General features: G+C 68.0%; 12 protein-coding genes. 6 read left to right on the top strand and 6 right to left on the bottom strand.

Features of this window, described 5'->3' with window-relative positions:
• Positions 1 to 174 precede the first annotated feature (174 nt).
• A complete protein-coding gene (gene polA, locus ACXI0U_RS24175; protein WP_479550924.1) occupies positions 175 to 2,922 on the bottom strand; it encodes a DNA polymerase I in 2,748 nt (915 codons plus the stop codon).
• Between the two features lie 77 nt (positions 2,923 to 2,999).
• Here polA and ACXI0U_RS24170 point away from each other — a divergent pair, with 77 nt between their 5' ends.
• Complete coding sequence (locus ACXI0U_RS24170; protein ID WP_111259321.1) at positions 3,000 to 3,284, top strand: DUF2782 domain-containing protein; 285 nt, start codon at positions 3,000 to 3,002, stop codon at positions 3,282 to 3,284.
• 32 nt (positions 3,285 to 3,316) lie between these two features.
• Positions 3,317 to 4,267: a homoserine kinase gene (locus tag ACXI0U_RS24165; protein WP_479550923.1), complete on the top strand. Its 951-nt coding sequence runs from the start codon at positions 3,317 to 3,319 to the stop codon at positions 4,265 to 4,267.
• On the opposite strand, the gene ACXI0U_RS24160 is transcribed toward ACXI0U_RS24165, so the two are convergent.
• The 4 genes from ACXI0U_RS24160 to ACXI0U_RS24145 all read right to left on the bottom strand — a co-directional run bounded on the left by ACXI0U_RS24160 (position 4,264) and on the right by ACXI0U_RS24145 (position 9,771).
• Positions 4,264 to 5,343, bottom strand: a complete 1,080-nt coding sequence (locus tag ACXI0U_RS24160; protein WP_479550922.1) for a DUF4419 domain-containing protein — start codon at positions 5,341 to 5,343, stop codon at positions 4,264 to 4,266. The two genes, ACXI0U_RS24165 and ACXI0U_RS24160, sit on opposite strands and share 4 nt — an antisense overlap.
• A gap of 508 nt (positions 5,344 to 5,851) precedes the next feature.
• Positions 5,852 to 6,541 carry a TSCPD domain-containing protein gene (locus tag ACXI0U_RS24155; RefSeq protein WP_169708402.1) on the bottom strand — a complete coding sequence of 230 codons (690 nt, stop codon included), beginning with the start codon at positions 6,539 to 6,541 and terminating at the stop codon, positions 5,852 to 5,854.
• A 12-nt stretch (positions 6,542 to 6,553) separates the two neighbouring features.
• On the bottom strand, positions 6,554 to 8,689 hold the full coding sequence (locus ACXI0U_RS24150; protein ID WP_479550921.1) for an adenosylcobalamin-dependent ribonucleoside-diphosphate reductase: 2,136 nt from the start codon (positions 8,687 to 8,689) through the stop codon (positions 6,554 to 6,556).
• Positions 8,690 to 8,856: 167 nt separating this feature from the next.
• Positions 8,857 to 9,771 carry a zinc ABC transporter substrate-binding protein gene (locus tag ACXI0U_RS24145; RefSeq protein ID WP_479550920.1) on the bottom strand — a complete coding sequence of 305 codons (915 nt, stop codon included), beginning with the start codon at positions 9,769 to 9,771 and terminating at the stop codon, positions 8,857 to 8,859.
• 63 nt (positions 9,772 to 9,834) lie between these two features.
• Here ACXI0U_RS24145 and ACXI0U_RS24140 point away from each other — a divergent pair, with 63 nt between their 5' ends.
• Genes ACXI0U_RS24140 through znuB form a run of 3 tightly spaced genes read left to right on the top strand, consistent with a single transcriptional unit; the run spans position 9,835 to position 11,913 of the window.
• The gene (locus ACXI0U_RS24140) at positions 9,835 to 10,335 is read left to right on the top strand and encodes a Fur family transcriptional regulator (RefSeq protein ID WP_021219856.1); all 501 of its coding nucleotides are present in this window, start codon (positions 9,835 to 9,837) and stop codon (positions 10,333 to 10,335) included.
• On the top strand, positions 10,332 to 11,135 hold the full coding sequence (znuC, locus tag ACXI0U_RS24135; protein WP_021219857.1) for a zinc ABC transporter ATP-binding protein ZnuC: 804 nt from the start codon (positions 10,332 to 10,334) through the stop codon (positions 11,133 to 11,135). Before ACXI0U_RS24140 ends, znuC begins: the two co-directional genes overlap by 4 nt.
• Entirely contained in the window at positions 11,128 to 11,913 is a 786-nt protein-coding gene (gene znuB, locus ACXI0U_RS24130; protein ID WP_043243847.1) for a zinc ABC transporter permease subunit ZnuB, read from the top strand. Before znuC ends, znuB begins: the two co-directional genes overlap by 8 nt.
• On the opposite strand, the gene ACXI0U_RS24125 is transcribed toward znuB, so the two are convergent.
• Positions 11,910 to 13,556, bottom strand: a complete 1,647-nt coding sequence (locus ACXI0U_RS24125) for a GMC family oxidoreductase (RefSeq protein WP_479550919.1) — start codon at positions 13,554 to 13,556, stop codon at positions 11,910 to 11,912. The genes znuB and ACXI0U_RS24125 overlap by 4 nt on opposite strands.
• Positions 13,557 to 13,757: 201 nt before the next feature.
• Between ACXI0U_RS24125 and ACXI0U_RS24120 the strand changes: the two genes are divergently transcribed.
• A complete protein-coding gene (locus ACXI0U_RS24120; RefSeq protein ID WP_479550918.1) occupies positions 13,758 to 14,594 on the top strand; it encodes a PA5502 family lipoprotein in 837 nt (278 codons plus the stop codon).
• Positions 14,595 to 14,621: the final 27 nt, after the last annotated feature.

Raw genomic sequence — 14,621 nt, 5'->3', positions numbered from 1 at the left:
GTTCAGATATCTGCCAACACTAAACACAGCAAAAGGAGCATCGAAGGCTTCACCAGCCATTCCCATCCTCTGACCCTGTGCCCAGGTATAAAGTTCACCGCCCCGCTGAAAACCGTTCGTTATTAGAGCCTCCTGCTTTATGCGCAGGAGGTCTATGCCAGGAATGGCGCCGGCTCAGTGCGCCTCGTCCCAGTTGTCGCCCACGCCCACTTCCACCAGCAGCGGTACATCCAGCTGCGCCGCATCGCTCATCAGCGGGCGGATAGCGTCGCGCACCTGGTCCACCAGGTCCTCGCGCACTTCCAGTACCAGTTCGTCGTGGACCTGGAGGATGACCCGCGCATCGATGGCGGACTCCGTCAGCCAGTTATCCACAGCCACCATGGCGCGCTTCATGATGTCGGCCGCGGTGCCCTGCATCGGCGCGTTGATCGCGGTGCGTTCGGCACCCTTGCGCATGGCCTGGTTCTTCGAGTTGATCTCCGGCAGGTACAGGCGACGGCCGAACAGCGTCTCGACGAAGCCCTGCTGGGCCGCCTGCTCGCGGGTGCGCTCCATATAGGCGAGCACGCCGGGGTAGCGGGCGAAGTAGCGATCGATATAGGCCTGGGATTGCTTGCGGTCGACGCCGATCTGCTTGGCCAGGCCGAAGGCGCTCATGCCATAGATAAGGCCGAAGTTGATCGCCTTGGCGCTGCGGCGCTGGTCGTTGCTGACCTGCTCCAGCTCGACGCCGAAGACTTCCGCCGCCGTCGCCCGGTGCACGTCGCGATCGTGGCGGAAGGCATCCAGCAGCCCTTCATCCTTGGCCAGGTGGGCCATGATGCGCAGCTCGATCTGCGAGTAGTCCGCCGCCAGCAGCTTGTAGCCCTTGGGCGCGACGAAGGCCTGGCGGATGCGCCGGCCCTCGGCGGTGCGGATCGGGATGTTCTGCAGGTTCGGGTCGGTGGAAGACAGCCGCCCGGTGGCCGCCACCGCCTGGTGATAGGAGGTGTGGATGCGCCCGGTGCGCGGGTTGATCTGCTCCGGCAGCTTGTCGGTGTAGGTGCTCTTGAGCTTGCTCACGGTGCGGTACTGCATGATCACCTTGGGCAGCTCGAAGTCCTGCTCGGCCAGCTCCGCCAGCACGTTCTCGGCGGTGGACGGCTGGCCGGTGGCGGTCTTGGACAGCACCGGCAGGCCCAGCTTCTCGTAGAGGATGGCGCCGAGCTGCTTGGGCGAACCGAGGTTGAATTCCTGGCCGGCCAGCTCATAGGCCTGGCGCTCCAGCTCCACCATGCGCGCACCCAGCTCGATGCTCTGCTGACCGAGCAGCTTGGCGTCCACATAGGCGCCGTTGCGCTCGATACGCGCCAGCACCGGCACCAGCGGCATCTCGATATCGCGGAACACGCTGGCCAGGGACGGCACGGCCTCCAGCTTCTGCCACAGCGCCTGGTGCAGGCGCAGGGTGACATCGGCATCCTCGGCGGCGTAGGGGCCGGCCTGCTCGATGGCGATCTGGTCGAAGGTCAGCTGCTTGGCGCCCTTGCCGGCGATGTCCTCGAAGCGGATGGTGCTCTGGCCGAGGTACTTCAGCGCCAGGCTGTCCATGTCGTGGCGGGTGGCGGTGGAATCCAGCACATAGGATTCGAGCATGGTGTCGAACGCGATGCCCTGCATGAGGATGGGCGTCGAAGCGTTGGCCAGGACGTTCATGTCGTACTTGGCGTGCTGGCCGATCTTGCCCTTGGCCGGGTCTTCCAGCAGCGGCTTGAGGGCCTTGAGCACGGCGTCGCGGTCCAGCTGGTCGGGCACACCCATATAGGAGTGGGCCAGCGGCACATAGGCCGCCTCGTGCGCATTCACGGCGAAGGACACGCCCACCACCTGCGCCTGCTGCGGGTCGAGGCTGGTGGTTTCGGTGTCGAAGGCGAACAGCGGCGCGTCCTGCAGCTTCTTCAGCCAGGCATCGAACTGCGCCTGCTCCAGCACGGTTTCATAGCGGGTCTCGACCGCATCGGCCGGCGCTGCGGGCGGCGGCAGCGTCTCGCCGGCGGCCTTGGCCTGGCGCTGCAGATCATCCAGGCCGGTCTTGAATTCCAGGGTGCGGTACAGCTCGGTCAGGGCTTCCACGTCCGGCTCGCCAGGGTGCAGCGCCTCGATCTCGACGTTCAGCTCGACGTCGCACTTGATGGTCGCCAGCTTGTAGGAGAGGTAGGCCATCTCCTTGTGCTCTTCGAGCTTGGCCGGCAGCCCCTTGGCGCCGCGGATCGCCAGCTCGGGCACCTTGTCGAGGTTGGCGTAGAGCACGTCCAGGCCGCCACCGACGCCGGTCAGCAGGCCAAGGGCGGTCTTTTCACCGACGCCGGGCACGCCCGGGATGTTGTCGACCTTGTCGCCCATCAGGGCCAGGTAATCGATGATCAGCTCAGGACCGACGCCGAATTTCTCTTTCACGCCATCGATGTCCAGCACGCTACCGGTCATGGTGTTGACCAGCGTAATGTGCCCGTCGACCAGCTGCGCCATGTCCTTGTCGCCGGTGGAGATCACCACCGCACGGCCCAGCGCCGCGCTCTGCCGGGCCAGGGTGCCGATCACGTCGTCGGCCTCCACGCCTTCCACGCACAGCAGCGGCAGGCCCAGGGCGCGTACGGTGGCGTGCAGCGGCTCGACCTGCACCCGCAGCTCGTCGGGCATCGACGGCCGGTTGGCCTTGTACTCGGCGAACATCTCGTCGCGGAAGGTTCCGCCCTTGGCGTCGAAGACCACCGCGAAGGGGCTGTCCGGGTACTGCTTGCGCAGGCTTTTCAGCATGTTCAGCACGCCCTTGACCGCACCCGTCGGCAGGCCGGCGGAGGTGGTCAGCGGAGGCAGGGCATGAAAGGCGCGGTACAGGTAGGAGGAACCGTCCACCAGGACGAGAGGGACTTGGCTCATGCGTGAATTCAACCTTTATTCGCCGGACCCGCAGTAGAATGGCCCGATCATTGACGATAAGGGACAAGGTTACCACCATGCGCGCCATCAACCGCCTGTTGCTTGCCAGCCTGCTGGTCGTCGCCCCGGCCGGCGTATTCGCCGCCGACGACGCCCCCTCTGCCGAGCCCGACGTGACCATCCGCCAGGACGGCGACAAGACCATCCAGGAATACCGCGTCAACGGCTTCCTCTATGCCATCAAGGTCACCCCCAAGGGTGGCAAGCCCTATTTCCTAGTCCGCGCAGACGGCGACAGCAACTTCATCCGGTCGGACAACCCGGACATGCTGATCCCGCAGTGGGAAATCTTCAGCTGGTAAGGCCGCCGTGCCGGCCGTAACAAGGTAGTCCAATGTCCGTTTTCACCCCACTCGAACGCCCTGAACTCGAAACCTTCCTGGCCCCTTACGGGCTAGGGCGGCTCAAGGATTTCAAGGGCATCGCCGAAGGCTCGGAGAACAGCAACTTCTTCGTCAGCCTGGAGCGGGGTGAATACGTGCTGACCCTGGTGGAGCGCGGCCCCAGCCACGACCTGCCGTTCTTCATCGAGCTGCTCGACGTGCTCCACGACGCCGGCCTGCCGGTGCCCTACGCCCTGCGTACCGCCGATGGCCAGGCCCTGCGCGAGCTGGCCGGGAAGCCCGCCCTGCTGCAGCCCCGGCTCGCCGGCAAGCATGTGCGCGAGCCCAACGCGCACCATTGCAGCGAGGTCGGCGCACTGCTGGCCCGCCTGCACCTGGCCACCCGCGCACACCCCATCGAGCGCAAGAGCGACCGCGGCCTGGACTGGATGCTCAAAGAGGGCCCGTCCCTCGCCCTGCAGCTGGACGCCGCCGCGCTGCCGCTGCTCCGTGACGCCCTCAAGGAAATCGCCGAGCTCAAGCCGCGCATCCTCGCCCTGCCCCGCGCCAACCTGCACGCCGACCTGTTCCGCGACAACGTGCTGTTCGACGGCCCGCACCTGGCCGGGCTGATCGACTTCTACAACGCCTGCTCGGGGCCGATGCTCTACGACCTGGCGATCTGCCTGAACGACTGGTGCTCCGACGAGGAAGGCCGCCTGGACGCCCACCGCGCCCGCGCCCTGCTCGGTGCCTATGCCGCGCTGCGCCCCTTCAGCGCCGCCGAGGCGGATCTCTGGCCGGCGCTGCTGCGCATCGCCTGCGTACGCTTCTGGCTGTCCCGCCTGATCGCCGCCAACGCCTTCGCCGGCCAGGACGTGCTGATCCACGACCCCGCCGAGTTCCAGCGCCGCCTGGCCCACCGCCAGGACGTGCACCTGCCGCTGCCTTTCGCGCTCTAGCTGGAAGGCTCGTCCACCACCGCCCAGCCGAACGCCGGGTACAGCGCGCCGTCCGTGTCGCGCTGGGCCACGCCGAACAGGCCGCCCACCAACCGGGCATTGCGCTTCGTGCCGGTGGTGAACTCGTCGATCAGCAGCACCGCACTCACCAGGCTCTTGGGGATGGCCTGCAGGCCCGGCCCCTGGGCCTGGTCCGCCATCAGCCAGTCACCGCTCAGCGCCATCACGCCAGCCCGCTCGAAGCGCACCTGCCAATCCCCCAGGTAGGGGTTCGGTCGCAGCGCGTCGGTGGCCGTGTCGACGATGTAGGGGAAGAGCGTGAGGATCCAGCCCGTCAGCTCCGACGGGCCCGAACCGCTGCGATAGCGGAAGAAGGACTCCCAGAAGGCGCGATCCACCTCGCCGGCCGCAGTGCGGGCGATCGCCTCCAGCACCGGCTTCAGGCTCGCCACCCAATGACCCAGGCCGTAACCCTCCAGGGCAGTGAAACGCTCGATGATCAGGCGCCAGTCATCCTCGCTGCCCTGCAGCTCGATTTCGGGGATGCCGCAGCCGGCCAGCATCTCGTAGTCGAAGTAGCCGCTGAAGGCATCCATCCAGCACAGCGAGAAGGCCGCCTGCTCGATGGGGCCGGTGGTGGAAAAGGCGGTAGCGATGAAGTCGGAGAACTGCGGGATCTCCCCGGCGATCTGCCGGGAGAAATCACCGAACAGCTCGACCCAGCGGCTGTTATCGGCGAAGGGGTAGTCGGGACAGAACACCGTCAGCGTCTTCTTGCCCTGATGGCTCACCAGGTCGGGCCGCAGCTGCTCGCCATGCAGGGCCATGTGGTTCGCGAAGCCCTGGGCGATGCAGAACCAGATGTCGTCCGGGCGGATCACCAGCGGGTGATGCCCATAGAAGGCGCGGCACGCGGCCTTGGCGAAGGCGTTGCAGTTGTCCTCCTCCAGCAGTTCGGCGGCCGCGCAATCCAGCGCCTCCACCGGTCGGTTGAGCAACGTGCGCATGACGGTATCGGCCGGCAGGCGTGGATAAGGGGCGCCGCGTTCTACATCCGAGAGGGTGAAACGGATCATTCGGGTTCTCCCTGAACCTGGAAAAGCGCCATGGTGCCGGTTTGCCGGAAGCGGTGCAGCTACCTACGTCCGACTCTGAAGCCACGGAAGGGCACGGATAGAGGGCAGATGTAGCCTGGGCTTCAGCCCAGGAAATGCGCGCGAGGGCGAAGCATGCTTGTCCGTGTGAAGGTAGAGCCCGCTGTGGACGTCCCTGTCGGTGCTCCGCTGCCTCAGTTCGACCCCGGCCAGGCCATCCTTGGCCGGGCGTTCGCCGGGGCGAAGCATGCTTGTCCGTGTGAAGGTAAAGCCCGCTGTGGACGTCCCTGTCGGTGCTCCGCTGCCTCAGTTCGACCCCGGCCCGGCCATCCTTGGCCGGGCGTTCGCCGGGGCAACGCATGCGTTGACCGAGTGAAGGTAAAGCCCGCTGTAGACATCCCTGTCGGTACTCCGCTGCCCCGGTTCAGCCCCGGCCCGGCCATCCTTGGCCGGGCGTTCGCCCTTCAAAACGCATGCGTTTTGAGCGGGCTCACCCACATTTCGAGTGCCCGCAGTTGAGGCAGGTGGCGCAGCCGTCCATCTGCACCACGGCCTGGGTGTTGCACTTGCCGCAGAGCTGGGAGCCAGGCGGGAAGCCTTCGCCGGGTTCGGCGGTGCTGGTGCCCAGGCTGGCTTCGTAGGCGGCGCGTTTTTCGGCGAGGTAGAGCTTCTGCTCCTCGCCCAGTTGCTGGCCTTCCATCAGGCCGATGGCGATCAGGTGGCGCTCCAGCACCGCGCCTATCTCCGCCACCAACGAGGGCATGTAGATACCGCCGCGCTTGAGATAGCCACCACGCGGATCGAACACCGCCTTGAGCTCTTCCACCAGGAAGGTGCAATCACCGCCCTTGCGGAACACCGCCGACATGATGCGGGTGAGGGCGACTATCCACTGGAAGTGCTCCATACCCTTGGAGTTGATGAATATCTCGAAAGGCCGGCGCTGCTCGTAGGCCGTGCCGGGGTTGAGCACCACGTCGTTGATGGTCACGTACAAGGCATGCTCGAACAGCGGCGACTTGATCTTGTAAGTGGCACCCACCAGGGTTTCCGGGCGCTGCAGGGTCTCGTCCATCTGCACCACGGCGGCGGCTTCCTCGGCGGCCAGGCGCACGCGCTCGGCCTCGACGTCGACCACCTTGAAGCCCTTGATCTTCTGGCTGATCTTCACGCTCATCACTGCCTCCGCGAATCAGTACTTGCCGTAATAGCCTTCTTTCAAGGCGTCGAAGAGGTTGGCGGCGCTGTGCAGCTCGCCGTCGTACTCCACCTGCTCGTTGCCCTTGAGCTCCACCACGCTGCCGTCTTCCAGTTCGAAGCGGTAGCGGGTCTTCTCCAGGTCCGCGTCCTTCACCAGCACGCCCTGGAAGGCCGCCGGGTTGAAACGGAAGGTGGTGCAGCCCTTGAGGCCCTGGCGCCAGGCGTAGCGGTAGATGTCCTTGAAGTCCTCGAAGGGGTAGTCGGTGGGCACGTTGGCGGTCTTGGAGATGGACGAGTCCACCCACTTCTGCGCGGCCGCCTGGATGTCCACGTGCTCGGCCGGGCTGATGTCGTCGGCAGCAACGAAGTACTCCGGCAGCTTCTGCGCCGCGGCCTCGGCGCCCGGCACGGCGTGGGCGTTGACCAGGGTGCGGTAGGCCAGCAGCTCGTAGCTGCACACCTCGATCTTTTCCTTGGTCTTGCGCCCGGGGCGGATCAGGTTGCGCGAATAGGCGTGGGCGAAGCTCGGCTCGATGCCGTTGGAGGCGTTGTTGGCCAGGCTCAGGCTGATGGTGCCGGTGGGCGCGATGGAACTGTGGTGGGTGAAGCGTGCGCCGACCCGGGCCAGTTCCTCCACCAGCTCCGGTGCGTACTCGGCGATGCGCTGCATGTAGCGCGAATAGCGCGCGTGCAGCAGGCTGCCGGGCACCTCGTCGCCCACCTTGAGGCCGTCCGCGGCCATCTCCGGGCGCTTGCGCAGCATCTCCGCGGTCACCGCGAAGCGCTTGGCCAGCAGCGGCGCCGGGCCTTTCTCCCGGGCCAGCTCCAGGGCCTGCTGCCAGCCCACCAGGGCCATCTCGCGGGCCACTTCCTCGGTGAACACACAGGCTTCCGGGCTGCCGTAGCGCAGGCGCAGCAGGGTCAGCGCCGAGCCCAGGCCGAGGAAGCCCATGCCATGGCGGCGCTTGCTGGTGATCTCCTCGCGCTGCTGCGCAAGCGGCAGGCCGTTGATCTCCACCACGTTGTCGAGCATGCGGGTGAAGACCTTCACCACCTCGCGGAAGCGATCCCAATCGAAGCGCGCATCCTCGGTGAAGGGCGCCTCGACAAAGCGGGTCAGGTTGATCGAGCCCAGCAGGCAGGAGCCATAGGGCGGCAACGGCTGCTCGCCGCAGGGGTTGGTGGCGCGGATCGCCTCGCACCACCAGTTGTTGTTCAGGTCGTTGACCCGGTCGATGAGGATGAAGCCCGGCTCGGCATAGTCGTAGGTGGAGACCATGATCATGTCCCACAGGTGCCGCGCCTTGAGCCGGCCATAGACGCGGCAGGCCACCAGAGCGTCCTCGCGCACCTGGTAGCCCTCGTGCACCGGCCACTCGCGCCACACCACCTGCTCGGGGTCGCCCAGGTCCACCTCGCCCAGCTCCTTGGCGTGCACGGGGAATACCAGGGGCCAGTCGTCGTCGGTCTCCACCGCCTGCATGAAGCCGTCGGTGATCAGCAGGCTGAGGTTGAACTGGCGCAGGCGCCCGTCCTCGCGCTTGACCCGGATGAACTCGCGTACGTCCGGGTGGCTGACGTCGAAGGTGCCCATCTGCGCGCCCCGGCGGCCGCCGGCGGAGCTCACGGTGAAGCACATCTTGTCGTAGATATCCATGAACGACAGCGGCCCGCTGGTATGCGCGCCGGCGCCGGAAACATAGGCGCCGCGCGGGCGCAGGGTGCTGAATTCGTAGCCGATGCCGCAGCCGGCCTTGAGGGTCAGCCCGGCCTCGTGGACCTTGGCCAGGATGTCGTCCATGGAGTCGTGGATGACCCCGGAGACGGTGCAGTTGATGGTGGACGTGGCCGGCTTGTGGCCCAGGGCGTCGGCGTTGGAGATGATCCGCCCGGCGGGGATGGCGCCGTTGCGCAGCGCCCAGAGGAAGCGTTCGTACCAGTGCTCGGGGTCGTTTGCCTCGACCTCGGCCAGGGCCTTGGCGACCCGCTGCCAGGTGTGGTCGAGCGTGGCGTCGACCGGGGTGCCGTCCTTGTGCTTGAGCCGGTACTTGCTGTCCCAGATGTCTTCGGACGCGGCCTGCAGGGCGATGCCCTCGCGCGCCTGGATCGTGGTGCCTGTCTTGGCCATTCGCCGGAACCTCCTGTCGTCTGGATGAACCTTTGGAAGGGGCTCACCCTATCAACATGTAGTGCCAGTTCGATGACGCATATCAATATCTTGTGTCACCGAGCCAAAATCCTCGATGACACCTTAGTCGCTGGAACGCCCCCTCGCCGGGCGTTCCGTCCGAACCTTCAGAGCGCTTCCAGGCAACCGGCCAGGCCGTCGCCCAGGTTCTCCAGCAGCTTCTCGTAGCCACCGGCATCCAGGGTTGCCTGCATGCCCAGGGCGTCCAGCTCGGCCAGGCGCACCGGCAGGCCGGCGGTCAGGGTTTCGGCCAGGCGCGGACGCACCGGCGGCTCGTTGAACACGCAGCTGGGGCCGGCCTTTTGCAGCCGCGCGCGCATGGCGGCGACGTGGCGGGCGCCGGGCTGCACCTCGGCGGCGACGCTGAAGACCCCGGCGTGGCGCAGGCCGTAGGCGGCTTCGAAGTAGTCGAAGGCCTCGTGGAAGACGAAGAACGGCTTGCCGGCGACGGCGGCCATGCGTGCCTTGAGGCGCGCATCGAGCAGGTCCAGGCGTTCGCCGAAAGCCTTGAGGTTGGCCTGGTAGCGGGTGGCGTTGGCCGGGTCGGCGACGGCCAGGTCGGCGGCCATGCGCGCGGCGATCACCCGCGCATTGGCCGGCAGCAGCCAGAGGTGGGCGTCGAGTGAGCCGGGGCGGTGGTCGTGGTCATGGTCATCCTCGGCCTCGTGCTCATGCTCGTCGTGGCCGATGGCCTCGAAGTGGCGCAGGGTCATGCCGGGCAGGGATTGCAACGCCACCGCCGGCTTGCCGCGGCCTTCCAGCACGCGGGGGAGGAAGCCTTCCAGGTCGGGGCCGACCCAGTACAGCAGGTCCACCTCGCGCACGCGCCGCACGTCGGAGGGGCGCAGCGCGTACTGGTGCGGCGAGGCGCCCGGGGGCAGCAGCACCTCGGGCTGGCCGACGCCGTCCTGCACGGCGGCGGCGATCAGTTGCAGCGGCTTGATGCTGGCCAGCAGGCGCACTTCGGCCTGGGCCGGAAGGGCCAGGCAAGCGAGGAGAAGAAGAGGCAACAGACGTGACACGGGAACAGACTCCGGCTCGAAAGCGTAATAGAATAACGTCTCTTTGCCCGGACGTCGCCGCCCATGCTCAAGCCCATCAAGACCAAAGCCCCCCTGGCCTGCCTGCCCCACGACCATTCCCATTGCGTCCGTGATGCCCTGGCCGAAGCCGAGGTGCTCTGCGCTCGCGACGGCCTGCGCCTGACCGCCCTGCGCAAGCGCGTGCTGGAGCTGGTCTGGGCCAGCCACAAGCCGCTGGGCGCCTACGACATCCTCGGGGTGCTCACCGAGGAAGACGGCCGCCGCGCCGCGCCGCCTACCGTTTATCGGGCGCTGGATTTCCTCCTGGAAAACGGCCTGGTGCACCGCATCGCCTCGCTCAACGCCTTCGTCGGCTGCAACCACCCGGGCGACGCCCACCAGGGCCAGTTCCTCATCTGCCGCGAATGCCAGACCGCCATCGAGCTGGAACAGCCGACCATCAGCAATGCCATCGTCGCCAGCGCCCAGGCCGTGGGCTTCAGCGTCGAAGGGCAGACGGTGGAGATCGTCGGCCTCTGCGCCACCTGCCGGGAGGCGGCATGAGCGATGCGCTGATCCGCCTCGACGGCGTCGGCGTCAGCTTCGCCGGCCAGGCGGTGCTGCAGGATGTCGGCCTGAGCCTGAAGCCCGGCGAGATCGTCACCCTGATCGGCCCCAACGGTGCCGGCAAGACCACCCTGGTACGCACCGTGCTCGGCCTGCTCAAGCCCGAGCGCGGCAGCGTCTGGCGCAAGCCGCGCCTGCGCATCGGCTACATGCCGCAGAAGCTCCAGGTGGACGCGACCCTGCCGCTTTCCGTGCTGCGCTTCCTGCGCCTGGTGCCGGGGGTGGACCGCGACGCCGCCCTGGCCGCCCTCAAGGAAGTGGGCGCCACCCACGTCATCGACAGCCCGCTGCAGAGCGTGTCCGGCGGCGAGCTGCAACGGGTCCTGCTGGCCCGGGCGCTGCTGCGCCAGCCCGAGTTGCTGGTGCTCGACGAGCCGGTGCAGGGCGTCGATGTCGCCGGCCAGGCCGAGCTCTACCGCCTCATCACCCGCCTGCGCGACCGCCTCGGCTGCGGCGTGCTGATGGTCTCCCACGACCTGCACCTGGTGATGAGCACCACCGACCAGGTGGTCTGCCTGAATCGCCACGTGTGCTGCTCCGGCCACCCCGAGCAGGTCAGCTTCGACCCAGCCTTCGTCGAGCTGTTCGGCCAGGACGCCAAGAGCCTCGCCGTGTACCACCACCATCACGACCATGCCCACGACCTGCATGGCGAGGTCGTGGCCACCCCCACCTTCCCCGAGGGCACCCGCTTCACGCCCGTCCACAAGCACGGCCCCGACTGCAACCATGGCTGATTTCCTCGTCAACGCGCTTCTCGCCGGTCTCGCCCTGGCCCTGGTGGCGGGCCCGCTCGGCTCCTTCGTGGTCTGGCGGCGCATGGCCTACTTCGGCGACACCTTGTCCCACGCTGCGCTGCTGGGTGTCGCCCTGGGCCTGATGCTGGATGTCAGCCCGACCCTGGCGGTGACCGTCGGCTGCGTGCTGCTGGCCGTGCTGCTGGTGACCCTGCAACAGCGCCAGCCGCTGGCCTCGGACACCCTGCTGGGCATCCTCGCCCACAGCACCCTGTCCCTGGGCCTGGTGGCCCTGAGCTTCATGAGCGAAGTGCGCATCGACCTGATGGGCTACCTGTTCGGCGACCTGCTGGCGGTGAGCCCCACCGACCTGGCCTGGATCCTCGGCGGCAGCGCCCTGGTGATGCTGATCCTCATCCCGCTGTGGCGGCCGCTGCTGGCCATCACCGTGCACGAGGAACTGGCTCGGGTCGAAGGCCTGCCGGTAGCCGCCATCCGCCTGGCGCTGATGCTGCTGATCGCCGTGGTCATAGCCGTGGCCATGAAGATCGTCGGCGTGTTGCTGATCACCTCGCTGCTGATCATTCCCGCCGCCGCCGCCCAGCGCCACGCACGCACCCCCGAGCAGATGGCCGCCGGTGCCAGCCTGCTGGGCCTGGTGGCGGTGTGCGCCGGCCTGGCGCTGTCCTGGTTCAAGGACACCCCCGCCGGCCCCTCCATCGTCGTCTCGGCGGCAGCGCTGTTCCTCCTCAGCTTCGCCCTGCCCAAGCGCACCTAGCCGCTCACCGCCTGCGCCACGGCCGCCTTCTCAGCGCCCGTGGCCGCGTCTTCCAGGATCATCCGTGCCGCCTTCTCGGCGATCATCAGGGTCGGCGAGCAGGTGTTGCCGGAAACGATGGTCGGCATGACCGACGCATCCACCACCCGCAGCCCCGGCACCCCGTGCACCCGCAGGCGCGCGTCCACCACTGCCTCGCGGCCCTGGCCCATGCGGCAGGTGCCCACCGGGTGGAAGATGGTGGTGCCGATGGCCCCGGCCGCCTGGCGCAACTCCGCCTCGCTCTGCAGCGCCGCGCCCGGCAGGTATTCCTCCGGCCGGTAGCGCGCCAGGGCCGGTGCGCCGGCGATGCGCCGGGTCAGGCGGATGGCGTCGGCGGCCACGCGCAGGTCCTCGTCCTCACTCAGGTAGTTCGGCTGGATCAGCGGCGCCGCACTGGCCTCGGCGGCGCGGATATCCACCCGCCCGCGGCTGGCCGGACGCAGGTTGCACACCGAGGCGGTGAAGGCCGGGAAGGCGTGCAGCGGCTCGCCGAAGCGCTCCAGGGACAGCGGCTGCACGTGATATTCGAGGTTGGCGCGGTCCTGCTCCGGGCCGCTGCGGGCGAAGGCGCCCAGCTGGCTTGGCGCCATGGCCAGGGGGCCGCTGCGGCTGAGCAGGTAGCGCAGGCCCATGCCGGCCTTGCCCCAGAGGCTTCCAGCCATCTGGTTGAGCGTCGGCACGCCGCTGACCTTGAAGATCAGCCGCAGCTGCAGGTGGTCCTGCAGGTTGCCGCCGACGCCCGGCAGCTCATGGCGCACGGCGATGCCCAGTCCCTCCAGCAGCGGGCGCGGACCGATCCCCGAGCGCTGCAACAGGGTGGGCGAACCGATGGCCCCGGCGCTGAGGATCACCTCGCGGGCGCGGAACTCCCGGGCCTGGCCCTGCCAGCGGGCCAGCACGCCCCGGGCGCGACCGTCCTCCAGCAGCACCCGCTCGGCCTCGACGCCGGTGAGCACGGTGAGGTTGGGGCGCTGGCGCGCGGGGCGCAGGTAGGCCTTGGAGGCGTTCCAGCGCACCCCGGAGCGCTGGTTGACCTGGAAGTAGCCGCAGCCTTCGTTGTCGCCGGTGTTGAAGTCCTCCACCGCGGCGATACCGGTCTCGCCCGCCGCCGTGCGGAAGGCGTCGAGCAGGTCCCAGGACAGGCGCTGGCGCTCCACCCGCCATTCGCCGCCGGCGCCGTGGTGCTCGGAAGCGCCGCCGTGGTGGTCCTCGCAATGCTTGAACAGTGGCAGCACGTCGCTCCAGCCCCAGCCCGGGTTGCCCAGGGCGGCCCAGTGGTCGTAATCCGCCGCCTGGCCACGCATGTAGATCATCCCGTTGATCGACGAGCTGCCGCCCAGCACCCGCCCACGCGGGTAGCCCAGGGCGCGGCCGTTGAGGCCCGGCTCGGCCTCGGTGCGGTAGCACCAGTCGGTGCGCGGGTTGCCGATGCAATAGAGGTAGCCGACGGGGATGTGGATCCAGGGGTGGTTATCTCGGCCCCCGGCTTCCAGCAGCAGGACCCGATGCCGCCCGTCGGCCGAAAGCCGGTTGGCCAGCAGGCAACCGGCGGGGCCGGCGCCGACGATCAGGTAGTCGTAGGGGCTGTTGTCAGGCTGCATCGGAACCTCGCCAGAGCTTGTAATTGTTGTCGTTCACCATGGTAGGGAAGCCGCCGCAGAAATACAGGACGAACGGCGAACGGCGCGCGGGCCGCCTGGTCTGATAGCACGCAGATGGCAAAAAAGTGGCCCCGACTTTTGTCCTGCCCGGTCGCGCAGTGTAGAATTGCGCGTTTTTTGAGCAACACGAGACTTGCAGGAATGATGCTGTTCGCAACCCGATACCTTCCCGTTATCGCGATTTCCCTGCTGTTAGCCGCGTGCCAGAGCAAACCGCAGGTGGCCAGCCTGCCCACCGACGACCTGGTCACCAGTTTCCGTCAGCTGGACCTGAGCCTGAACAACGGGCAACTGGCCGACGCCGAAACCCAGCTCAAGGACCTCCAGCAGCGCGCCGCCGGCGACACCCGCCTGGAGCAGTACCAGCGCCAGCTCACCGAAGCCTGGCTGAAGAAAGGCCAGGCCGCGCTGCAGCAGGGCGACCTGGACACCGCCACCACCGCCCTCAGCCACGCCCGCAGCCTGATGCCCCAGGCCCCGGCGCTGACCACCGGCCTCGACGGCGCCATCGCCCAGGCCCGCGCCAGCGAGCTGGACCGCGCCGAGCAGGCCCGCACCGCCACCGAGCAGGCCGCCGCCAAGGAAGTCGCCGCCCGTACCGAGCAGGCCCGCCAGCAGCGCCTCGCCCTGGAGCGCCAGGCCGCCGAGGCCGCCAAGCTGGTGGCCATCCCGGCACCCCTGGCCCAGCCGGCCGCAGCCGCCAAGCCCGTACGCCGCGTGGCCAACCAGGTGGCCCTGCCGATGCTCGACAACGACGACAACGAGCGCCTGCGCAGCCTGTTGGACGCCGTCGCCGCCGACGTGGTCGCCTTCGACTGCGGCGTGCGCCTGCAGGTGCGCGAAGCCAAGCAGTACCCCTGGGTCGTGGCCCTGCTTTCCGCCCGGGTGAAGAAGCTCGACCCCAGCTACAAGCTACGCGTGGACCACAGCGTCGACCCCGCCAAGGTGCCGAACCTGGTGCTTAGCCCGAAGAGCTGAGGCCCCGGCCAGCACGCACCGGGTTAC

It is taken from the genome of Pseudomonas sp. C9D1, assembly GCF_056491235.1.
Note: the sequence above shows the minus strand (reverse complement) of the source record. Positions and strands in the feature narration are given on the sequence as shown.

What these genes read in the sequence shown, in the direction of transcription:
- polA (WP_479550924.1), bottom strand. Translation starts at nt 2,922, where the DNA reads ATGAGCCAAGTCCCTCTCGTCCTGGTGGACGGTTCCTCCTACCTGTAC.
- ACXI0U_RS24165 (WP_479550923.1), top strand. Translation starts at nt 3,317, where the DNA reads ATGTCCGTTTTCACCCCACTCGAACGCCCTGAACTCGAAACCTTCCTG.
- ACXI0U_RS24170 (WP_111259321.1), top strand. Translation starts at nt 3,000, where the DNA reads ATGCGCGCCATCAACCGCCTGTTGCTTGCCAGCCTGCTGGTCGTCGCC.
- ACXI0U_RS24140 (WP_021219856.1), top strand. Translation starts at nt 9,835, where the DNA reads ATGCTCAAGCCCATCAAGACCAAAGCCCCCCTGGCCTGCCTGCCCCAC.
- znuC (WP_021219857.1), top strand. Translation starts at nt 10,332, where the DNA reads ATGAGCGATGCGCTGATCCGCCTCGACGGCGTCGGCGTCAGCTTCGCC.
- ACXI0U_RS24160 (WP_479550922.1), bottom strand. Translation starts at nt 5,343, where the DNA reads ATGATCCGTTTCACCCTCTCGGATGTAGAACGCGGCGCCCCTTATCCA.
- znuB (WP_043243847.1), top strand. Translation starts at nt 11,128, where the DNA reads ATGGCTGATTTCCTCGTCAACGCGCTTCTCGCCGGTCTCGCCCTGGCC.
- ACXI0U_RS24150 (WP_479550921.1), bottom strand. Translation starts at nt 8,689, where the DNA reads ATGGCCAAGACAGGCACCACGATCCAGGCGCGCGAGGGCATCGCCCTG.
- ACXI0U_RS24120 (WP_479550918.1), top strand. Translation starts at nt 13,758, where the DNA reads ATGATGCTGTTCGCAACCCGATACCTTCCCGTTATCGCGATTTCCCTG.
- ACXI0U_RS24125 (WP_479550919.1), bottom strand. Translation starts at nt 13,556, where the DNA reads ATGCAGCCTGACAACAGCCCCTACGACTACCTGATCGTCGGCGCCGGC.